We start from the raw sequence: 7937 nt of genomic DNA, 5'->3' as shown, positions 1-7937 counted from the left end.
ACGACAGCACCGTCGGATCGATCAGATCGCTCCTAAGCGAAGCGGCCCCAGGGAAGAGTACCCCCCCCCCCGCGGATTCAGGATTTTTCACCTCGACCCGGTATTTGCCGCCGCCCAGGCTGTTGCCCGGGGTCAGCTTCACCGTGCCGTCCGCCTGCGTGGTACCGGTGATCGACCGCCCCGCGTCATCGGTCAGCACCACCGAGACACCGGACATACCCGGCTCCAGCGCCTGGTCCCACTTCCCGTTCGCGTTCACCTCACGCACGACACGGATGGTCGCGTCACCGTCCCCGGAGTCGGCCGCCGCCGGGGACACCGACGACACCACCCCCGTCACGGCGAGCGACGCCGATAACGCCGAAGCCAACGCCAAAGACATACCGCCGGACCATCGCCGACGCTGCCGCAGATCCACTGCCAATTCCTTTCGCCATCAACAGGGCGTGCGTCCGAAGCGAGCCTGCTCGCGAACCGAAACGCGTCTGTAAGAATCTTCACGACCGCCTCATATGACGAGCACATGAGCCGAACGAGCGAGTTCCTCACCTTGTGAGGCCGGGGTGGCATTAGGGCCGCCGCCCGTTTCTTCCGGATGCTCGATGTCCTGGACCCGAACTCAGAAGACAACGTGCTCATCACGATCAGCCGGCGCCAGCTACATCGAGCCCGCAGGGCATGCCGAGGTGCACGGTTCGTGGTGGTGCAGGGGGGCGCGTCGTTGTGCCGGGGGTCGGTAATGCGTCCGTGTGCTTCCGGTCCGTCACCCAATGGGATGTTGCCCCTGTGGACGGCCGCCGTGCCGGGCGGTCAACATTGGCGCTGGCGTGCTCGCCGGGGTTCCAGCCGGTCACGCTGGGGTGGGGCCCCGCCCTGATACATCCACCGACAGGGGCCCCGCCCTCGACATGCGGGCCGGAGTCCCGCGCACACTCTGGCGTGTACTCAGGGGGCGGTTGACAGACAGGCACGCTCTGGGCCGCCCCCCGGTATAGCGGCGCCTGACACGCCCCTTACACCGTGGTGGCGGTGATCATGCCAGGTGAAGGGCACGGTGTCGTGACACAACCGGCGCACGTCACCTGATGGGATGACCGCTGGTGGACAAGCGGGGTGGCCGAAACTCATCGTGATCACCGGTGTCGTGACCTGACGGGTTCAGCCTCCCTGCTTTGCGGGGCCAGCAGGATGCGGTGCCACGCCGGGTGGGGCCCCTCACGCCGACCGAGGGGCCCCACCCACGAGATCGTCATGCGAGCCCGGATCCCCTCGCCCGCCGCACGACGCCATGCGGGGGGGCACACTCATCCCTCGCCACTGGACCAAGGCACCTTGAACCAGTGGCTATCGGCCACTGCTGCCTTCGGGCAGTGGGGCCCTTTCGCCATGCCCGGAAATACCCACGCGGCGTGACGTCATCTTGACGAGCGATCCCCGACGCCGCGACCGTGTGAACCGACGACGGGGCGGGAGCGCGCGAGTGACCACCACCCCAGACCCGGGCGTCTACATCAGTTCGTCACAGATGTACCAGGAGTTGAGATCCCTGAGCACTGGCGTGACTCGGGTAGAGACCAAGCTCGACACCATCGGCCAGGGTGTGACCGAGGTCGCGAAGGACGTCGCCGACCACGAGTCCCGCATCCGAGCCCTGGAGGAAACGCGGTGGCGCGTGGCCGGGGCCGCTGCCGTCCTCGGCGCCGCCGCCGGGGTTGCCGGCCAATACCTGATGCGCTGACCCCACAGCGGCCCGCTCTCCTCCGCGAGGGCGGGCGGGGGCGGCAGCAACCTTGGCCGTAGTCGCTTCCGCCGGGAAACCGGCCGTGAACCTCCTGCGTCTCAGGTAGCGCTCTTGGCTGATCACCAAGTGAGTGATCGGCCGTCTTCGCATCATGGGCCATGGGGGGGAGATGCTGTTTTCGATACCCGACTACGGTTGGTGCCTGATCGCGGTTGCGGCGAGCGCGTTCTACATGCTCGGATTGTGGGCCCTGGGCCGCGGACTCCCTGACGAACTACAGCCCACGGAGCAGGAGAGCCGGCTGAGAAGACAGGCGTTCTACTTCGTTCCTGTGCTCCTGGTTGTTTTCCTTGTGGTGAATGTTCTGTTCCGGCCCGAACCGGCATCAACGATTCTGTTCCTGTACAGCGACGCGGTCGCCGTGATTCCGGTCGCCCTGGTTCCGGTCCGCTCTCGGCTCGTTCGCGCCACGCTGGCCCAGCGGCGCAACCCCGGCACCAAGATCAAACTTGACTGGGTTACGAAGGTATGGGTTTGGGGTGTCCTGTGGGCGTCCATACTGGCGGGCGCAGCCGCTCTGATGTCGGCACCGGGCCACGGTACGAGTCGCTAGAAGACGTCTCACCTTGGTGGATCTGCGCTCGCGGATGAAGCCATCCCGGGAAAAACATCTGCGGCCCGCGCGCTCACCCAACCGAAAACGGCCCCGCTCTCCGCATGGAATCCGCTATGGCGGGAGGGCGGGGCCGCCTTCGTGCGTTCAGGGGTCAGCCATTCGTTCCGGCGGGCGGGAGTGCCATCACGAACACTCCCTTGCCCTGCACACCCTGCACCAGGCCCTCGTCGGCGAGCAGCTCCAGCGCGCTCTTGATGGTGCGCCTCGACACGGTGCCGCCGGTCTCCTCCTCCAGTTCGGCCTGGGACGGAAGCCTGCGGCCCACTGGGACCTCGCCGTTACGGATGCGCTCGCGCAGCACGTTGGCTAGCTGCACGTACAGCGGCGTCATGGCGTCCCGGTCGAGACTCATCATGCTGTGACCGTAAGAGCACCGCCCGAGCAGTGATCCGGCGGAACGGCGGCATCTCGGCGAGCTTGGCCCGCTCGGCGGCGAGACGCGCGCGCTCGGCGGCCTTGGGCGCCCCAGGCTTGCCCCTCTTGTTACAGCGCGCGACCTGCTCGCGGCGGGCGGCGTTCTTGGCGCGGATGACGTCGTTGCGGTCGTCGATGGCGTTGAACATGTCCTCGACGTGGTCGACGCCGAGCCGGCGCGTGGCAACCATCCCCCTTCGGGAAGACACCAGTTGATGTGAATTCCCGAAGGGAGACCGCAGGATGGCGAAGGTGAGCAGACGCAGAATCCTGGGCGCATGCATCGTGGGCCTCACACCCATCGTCATGGCCCTGTTCATCACTGCTGTCGGGTCGAGCGACGCGGTCGAGATCGCACTGTGCTGGGCCTCGATGCTCACGGCCTCGGCCATCGGGGTCTGGACAGTTCTGGACCCCGGCGAAGGTGAGGTCGATAACGACGGCTTCGGCGGCGGGGTCGGGATGTGAACCCCCGTCACGGTCGGGCCATCCTCCCCGATCCGCTGGGATCACTTCCACTGACAGCAGGCCGCCAGCGATGATGTCGGCATGACTGACCGCATCAGCACCCTGATCTCGGCCTTCGGTGTCCTGGTCTGCACCGTGGTGCTCGCCATGTCCATCGGCTCCGGAATGTCGGCCCCCTGGATCGCATTCTGGAGTGCGACCTTCCTCGTTGCCCTCTACGCACTCGTACGTGACGTCAGGCACCTTCGCGCAGGCCAGACGAACTGACAGAAGACCCGGCGCCACAGGCGCATCATGGGGGCATGGAGCAGTACATCCGCCCCGGCCACCTCACCGCCGCACAGACCCGCCAAATCCTCGACGACATCAGCGCCGTCGCCGTCGTCACCACGCTCGACGCTGAACGCGCACATCGCGCTGCCGCGTGACCGCAGGTCAGACACTGTGTGACGATCGCCGTGCACAGCTGTGCCCTGAGACGGGTACTACAACGGCGAGAAGTGTGGAGTTCCTCCGCCGGGCCAGGTGCCTCGCTGAACGCAGCGACCAGGCAGTGGACACAGTGGTGCATGATGTCCCCTCAGCTTCAGTTCCAGGGGGGAACATGCACGTCCGCCGTACCGCCGTCGCGGCCACCGCCGCCCTCGCCTTCGCCCTCGTCGGGTGCAGCAGCGACAACGGCCAGGAAGACACCGCCGCCAAGCCCAGCCCCAGCAACACGCCCAGCGTCAGCGCGAGCGCCACCGAGGAAGCCGCCGGTATCCCGCCGAAGCCCGACGCCGCCACCAGCGAGGTCCTGCTCGACGTCCTCAAGGCCATCAACCCCGCCCTTGTGAAGGACGAGGACAAGACCATCGACAACGCCCGCAACCAGTGCTCGACCATCAACGGCGGAGGCAAGGCCGACCAGGCCGCCAAGGACCGCTTCTCCACCAGCGACCACGAGGTCACCGACGCGGAGGCCGCGGCCATCAACGCCGCCCTGACAGCAAGCCTCTGCAAGTCCTGACCCCGCACCACACCCGAGGTCCCGCCCACCAGTGGGGCCTCCGTCGTACCTGGAGGCTGACGTCATGGCCGGCCCCGCTCGTGGCAGCCATCAGCACCGCGATCACCGAGCAGTGCGGCATGGTGACCGCCGACATCGTCACCGACAGCGTGCAGCACATCGCCGCCGTCGCCGCAGCAGTGAGAGCGCGCCCTCACCGTGGGGCGAGCGCTCGCCGGGCCCGGTGGATGACGTTCTGAGCGTCCGCCCCGTACACCGTCGACTCGCTCAGCGTGGACCACACCCGCAGGTAGGTGGCCACGCTGTCGGCGTCGTCCAGCCATATCTCGGCGTGCCAGTCCTCAGTGATGACGAGGCGCTCGTCAAGGACCCAGAACCCGTTCGCGGTCGGCACCTTCAACGACGCCGTGAGGGGGATGATCCCGAGCTCCACAGTGTCCATGCCGATCGTCCCGGCGAGCCGATCGAGCTGCGCGGCGAGTACGGAAGGCGGGCACACCAGTGCGTGGAGAGCCGCCTCCCACACCAGGGCATGGAACCTGTGGCCTGCCTCGTAGAGCCACTCCTGGCGCCGCACGCGGGCACGCACGGCTTCGTCGGTGTCGCGCGTCGACCCGAACAGGTCCGCGTACCGCAGGAAGATCGCCCGCGCGAAGTCCGCAGTCTGGAGCATGCCCGGGATGACGGACTCTTCCCACGCGCAGATGGCCGTGGCCCGGCCGACTTCGAGGTTCCAGCTGTCCTGAACGGGCCGGTGGCCAGCGGCGAGTTGGCGGCGCCACGAACGGATGTGAGACTCGAAGCCCTTGAGGCGGGCGTCCAATTCCGCGAAGGCTTCCGGCCGGCCGACGCCTTCAGCCCATGCACGCAGGTCGTCGGCAGTTGCGGTCTGCCGGCCTCCCTCCAGCTTGTACACCTTGGAGTGCGGCCAGCCGAGCCGCTCGGCGAGCTGGGTGCCGGTGAGCCGTCCCGCGGGGGCCTGGAGGCGTAGTTCCCTCAGCCGTTGTCCGAGGGCCTCACGGGCCTGCTGATAGTCCGTGCTCACCGGTACCGTTCCAGCCCTTCGTGTCCAGCTGGGCGGCGAACTGGTCGTACGGGATAGACGCGTGTACGGCGGCGTCCCGGACCCGGCAGTAGCGCAGCACTTCGGCAGGCTCCGTGATGATCTCGACGTCGTGGAAGACGTCCGCGTCGTCGAAGCGGAGGACCGCGACCAGGCGGCTGTCGAAGACCCAGAAGTCCTCGCCGGGCAGGTGCACGCGCTCGGCGTCCTCGCGCCACAGGTTCCGTACGTCCTCGCCGGTGGCCGCGTTGACTCGCGCGTACGAGAGGAGAAACAACTGGCCCTCGGCCGGCGGCTGGTCGACGACGCGGACCCGGCCGACGTACTTCCCGCTCGCGGTCTGCTTGCGGATGTTCGCGCACCAGTCGCTGTCAAGGTCCATCGGCGCGATGCCCGTTGCGAGGAACTCGGCGTACCCGGGGTCCTCGCGGTCTGAGGCGTAGCCGCGGCGTGTCTCAAGATGCCAGGCCGAGTGCTCGAACGTCTCGAAGAGCCGGCCGAACTCGGTGAGGTCGATCAGCTTGGGCACGCGCTCCATCTCCTTGGGACCGTGGTTAACGAGCAGCTCGCGCGGTACGGCGACTGCGGCGTCGCCGGGGCCGAAGTGCTGGAGCCGGCGCAGGTCTTCGGGGTCGGTGACCGGTGGGCCCTGGACGATGACCTCGCCGGAGTCCAGGTCTTCGTGGATCGCCGGACATCCGCCGCTCTTGCTGTCCGTGCCGTTGAACCGGAGTCGTCGTTCCATGTCGCCGTCCTCAGGACGGGGTGGTCGCCACCAGCATCACCGCATGTGGTGCCCCGTTCTACAGCATGCCGCCCCCTGCAAGACACCACACGAGAACATTTGGCCAGACAGCGAGACCTGAGCTGAACGACGCCGTGAGCGTCGACCCGTTCACCGCCGTCGAGTCCCTGCGTGCAGCCCTCGACGCGGCCGGGATCGTGCTGCCGTCCCTCGCGGTAGACCCGGCATCCCCGACCCTCGCCCTTGTCGACCTCGGCCGTGTCCGCGCGGACGTGGCCATGCGGCTGGCCGAAGCACTCCAGCGAGGAGCAGCATGAGCAGAACAGCCGCAGAGATCCCACCGGAAGTGCTCGACGTCCTGGCGCTGCCAGACCTGGACAGCCTGCCCGACGCCAAGGTGCGCGGCGCCGAATGCCTCTGGTGTCCACGCGCCCACGTGCAAGCTCTGTCGGACGAAGGAGACGGCCACCGATTGTGCGGCCGGCCGCGGCCTGTACCGGCTCGTCAGAGACTGCCGCCGATGACTGGGCAGCCGACCGCCACAGACAGACGCGGCCTGTGTTCCTGGTGCAAGCGGTTCTCCAACAGCATCCAACTGATCCAGATAGACGACGCAGGATCGGGCCCGGCCATGCGTGGCCTGTACGCCTGCGGCCCGTGCCGTGAAGTCCACCGCCTGGTCCCGCTCGCCGACCGGCCATGACCCCGCCTCCCGAGCCGCCGCCCGCCGCATCGCTGACCTACGCCCAGTAGGGCGTGCTGCTGGTGCGGCAGGAGCCTGCTCGACGTGGTCGGCGCCGTGTCGGCCGGCATCGCGCGCGGCCGGGAGGGCGTGCACGTCCTCGACGTCGAGGTGTACGCCTGTCCGCCCCTGTCGGGCTGCGGGCCACAACGCCTCTCACAGACTCCCGTCCAGGCCGGGCTGACCGGGCAAGGTACCCCGACCCGGGCGGGCCATCCCCATCCGCAACCAGCGAAGGAGATCCCGTGACCATACCTCCGGGCCCCACCCCGCCGCCCGTCCTGGAGCTGCCCGCCCTCGCGCGCATGCTCATCACCGACGCCCAGTTCGCCGGCGTCCGCGGCACCGTCATGGACGCCAACCCCGACATGGCCGAGGAGATGGCCGGCCGCATCGTCGACGAGGGCATCAAGTTCGTGGCGGCCTGCGCCACTCACCCCGGTCTCGGACTGGCCCCGTCGCGGATCGTCGATGAGGGCTGGCACGCACTGATCCTGCACACCAGCATGTACGCCGAGCTGTGCGAGCGACTCGGCGGCGAGGGTACGTTCGTGCACCACTCCCCGGCCTACGACCCCACCAGCTACGACCCTCCGATCCTGGATCGAACCCGCGAGACGATCGCGGCGCTCGGCTGGGACGCGGGCCCGGAGCTGTGGGGACCGCCGTCCGACGAGACCCTCGTCTCCGTGGCGGCGAAGTGCAAGCACGCCCCAGAGTGCACCATCGTCGTCACCCCCAAACCGAAGCCCGGGGCGGCGCAGCCTGCCCGTGAAGGGAGGCACCGTGTCCGAGTGGATCGACCCGCGCTACGCGGAACTGGTGGCGGCGTGGAAGCGCGCCCAGCGCCCGACGTCGCGTGACCCGAAGGAAGAGAGGCCGGTGCGGGGGTTCGTGGCCCCGCCCAAGCCCTGACAGCTGCGCCAGCTGCGGCCCCGGCCCGACGCCGATCCGGCCGGGGCCGCTCCGCGTCTTGATCGCCTGCGTCTCGGGCGAGCAGTGGGCGAGCTAACGATCACTGAGGGCCCGAAAACGCCGAGAGCCCCAGTCCAGATACTCCCTGAACTGGGGCGATCCCG

The 7937-nt window shown here is 68.4% G+C and carries 12 protein-coding genes and 1 pseudogene; 9 read left to right on the top strand and 4 right to left on the bottom strand.

The genetic code is table 11. From position 1 onward, the window contains the following. Positions 1 to 418, bottom strand: a pseudogene (locus tag CTZ28_RS43305) (hypothetical protein); the annotation flags it as partial. 1062 nt (positions 419 to 1480) lie between these two features. Here CTZ28_RS43305 and CTZ28_RS43300 point away from each other — a divergent pair. Continuing rightward, complete coding sequence (locus CTZ28_RS43300; protein ID WP_259472078.1) at positions 1481 to 1738, top strand: hemolysin XhlA family protein; 258 nt, start codon at positions 1481 to 1483, stop codon at positions 1736 to 1738. Positions 1739 to 1871: 133 nt separating this feature from the next. Next, complete coding sequence (locus CTZ28_RS43295) at positions 1872 to 2354, top strand: hypothetical protein (RefSeq protein ID WP_121895255.1); 483 nt, start codon at positions 1872 to 1874, stop codon at positions 2352 to 2354. A gap of 154 nt (positions 2355 to 2508) precedes the next feature. Here CTZ28_RS43295 and CTZ28_RS43290 read toward each other — a convergent pair whose 3' ends face one another. Beyond that, positions 2509 to 2772, bottom strand: a complete 264-nt coding sequence (locus CTZ28_RS43290) for a GntR family transcriptional regulator (protein ID WP_121895254.1) — start codon at positions 2770 to 2772, stop codon at positions 2509 to 2511. A gap of 302 nt (positions 2773 to 3074) precedes the next feature. On the opposite strand from CTZ28_RS43290, the gene CTZ28_RS47565 reads away from it, so the two are divergent. From CTZ28_RS47565 to CTZ28_RS43270, 4 genes are all read left to right on the top strand, one after another. Next, entirely contained in the window at positions 3075 to 3299 is a 225-nt protein-coding gene (locus CTZ28_RS47565; RefSeq protein ID WP_121895253.1) for a hypothetical protein, read from the top strand. Between the two features lie 81 nt (positions 3300 to 3380). After that, a complete protein-coding gene (locus CTZ28_RS43275) occupies positions 3381 to 3566 on the top strand; it encodes a hypothetical protein (RefSeq protein WP_121895252.1) in 186 nt (61 codons plus the stop codon). A 35-nt stretch (positions 3567 to 3601) separates the two neighbouring features. Next, the gene (locus CTZ28_RS49150; RefSeq protein WP_259472077.1) at positions 3602 to 3727 is read left to right on the top strand and encodes a hypothetical protein; all 126 of its coding nucleotides are present in this window, start codon (positions 3602 to 3604) and stop codon (positions 3725 to 3727) included. 176 nt (positions 3728 to 3903) lie between these two features. After that, positions 3904 to 4308 carry a hypothetical protein gene (locus tag CTZ28_RS43270; protein ID WP_121895251.1) on the top strand — a complete coding sequence of 135 codons (405 nt, stop codon included), beginning with the start codon at positions 3904 to 3906 and terminating at the stop codon, positions 4306 to 4308. 193 nt (positions 4309 to 4501) lie between these two features. On the opposite strand, the gene CTZ28_RS43265 is transcribed toward CTZ28_RS43270, so the two are convergent. After that, on the bottom strand, positions 4502 to 5353 hold the full coding sequence (locus CTZ28_RS43265; RefSeq protein ID WP_121895250.1) for a helix-turn-helix domain-containing protein: 852 nt from the start codon (positions 5351 to 5353) through the stop codon (positions 4502 to 4504). Then, a complete protein-coding gene (locus CTZ28_RS43260) occupies positions 5325 to 6116 on the bottom strand; it encodes a DUF6879 family protein (RefSeq protein ID WP_121895249.1) in 792 nt (263 codons plus the stop codon). Before CTZ28_RS43260 ends, CTZ28_RS43265 begins: the two co-directional genes overlap by 29 nt. 134 nt (positions 6117 to 6250) lie before the next feature. Between CTZ28_RS43260 and CTZ28_RS43255 the strand changes: the two genes are divergently transcribed. The 3 genes from CTZ28_RS43255 to CTZ28_RS43240 all read left to right on the top strand — a co-directional run bounded on the left by CTZ28_RS43255 (position 6251) and on the right by CTZ28_RS43240 (position 7721). After that, positions 6251 to 6433 (top strand): hypothetical protein, encoded by a 183-nt coding sequence (locus CTZ28_RS43255; RefSeq protein ID WP_259472076.1) that lies wholly within the window; start codon positions 6251 to 6253, stop codon positions 6431 to 6433. Next, complete coding sequence (locus CTZ28_RS49145) at positions 6430 to 6819, top strand: hypothetical protein (protein ID WP_259472075.1); 390 nt, start codon at positions 6430 to 6432, stop codon at positions 6817 to 6819. Before CTZ28_RS43255 ends, CTZ28_RS49145 begins: the two co-directional genes overlap by 4 nt. A 284-nt stretch (positions 6820 to 7103) precedes the next feature. After that, a complete protein-coding gene (locus tag CTZ28_RS43240; RefSeq protein WP_310887658.1) occupies positions 7104 to 7721 on the top strand; it encodes a glycine-rich domain-containing protein in 618 nt (205 codons plus the stop codon). Positions 7722 to 7937: the final 216 nt, after the last annotated feature.

Origin of the sequence: Streptomyces shenzhenensis, from assembly GCF_003688995.1 — a bacterium.
In the GTDB taxonomy this organism is placed as follows: Bacteria; Actinomycetota; Actinomycetes; order Streptomycetales; family Streptomycetaceae; genus Streptomyces; species Streptomyces shenzhenensis_A.
Note: the sequence above shows the minus strand (reverse complement) of the source record. Positions and strands in the feature narration are given on the sequence as shown.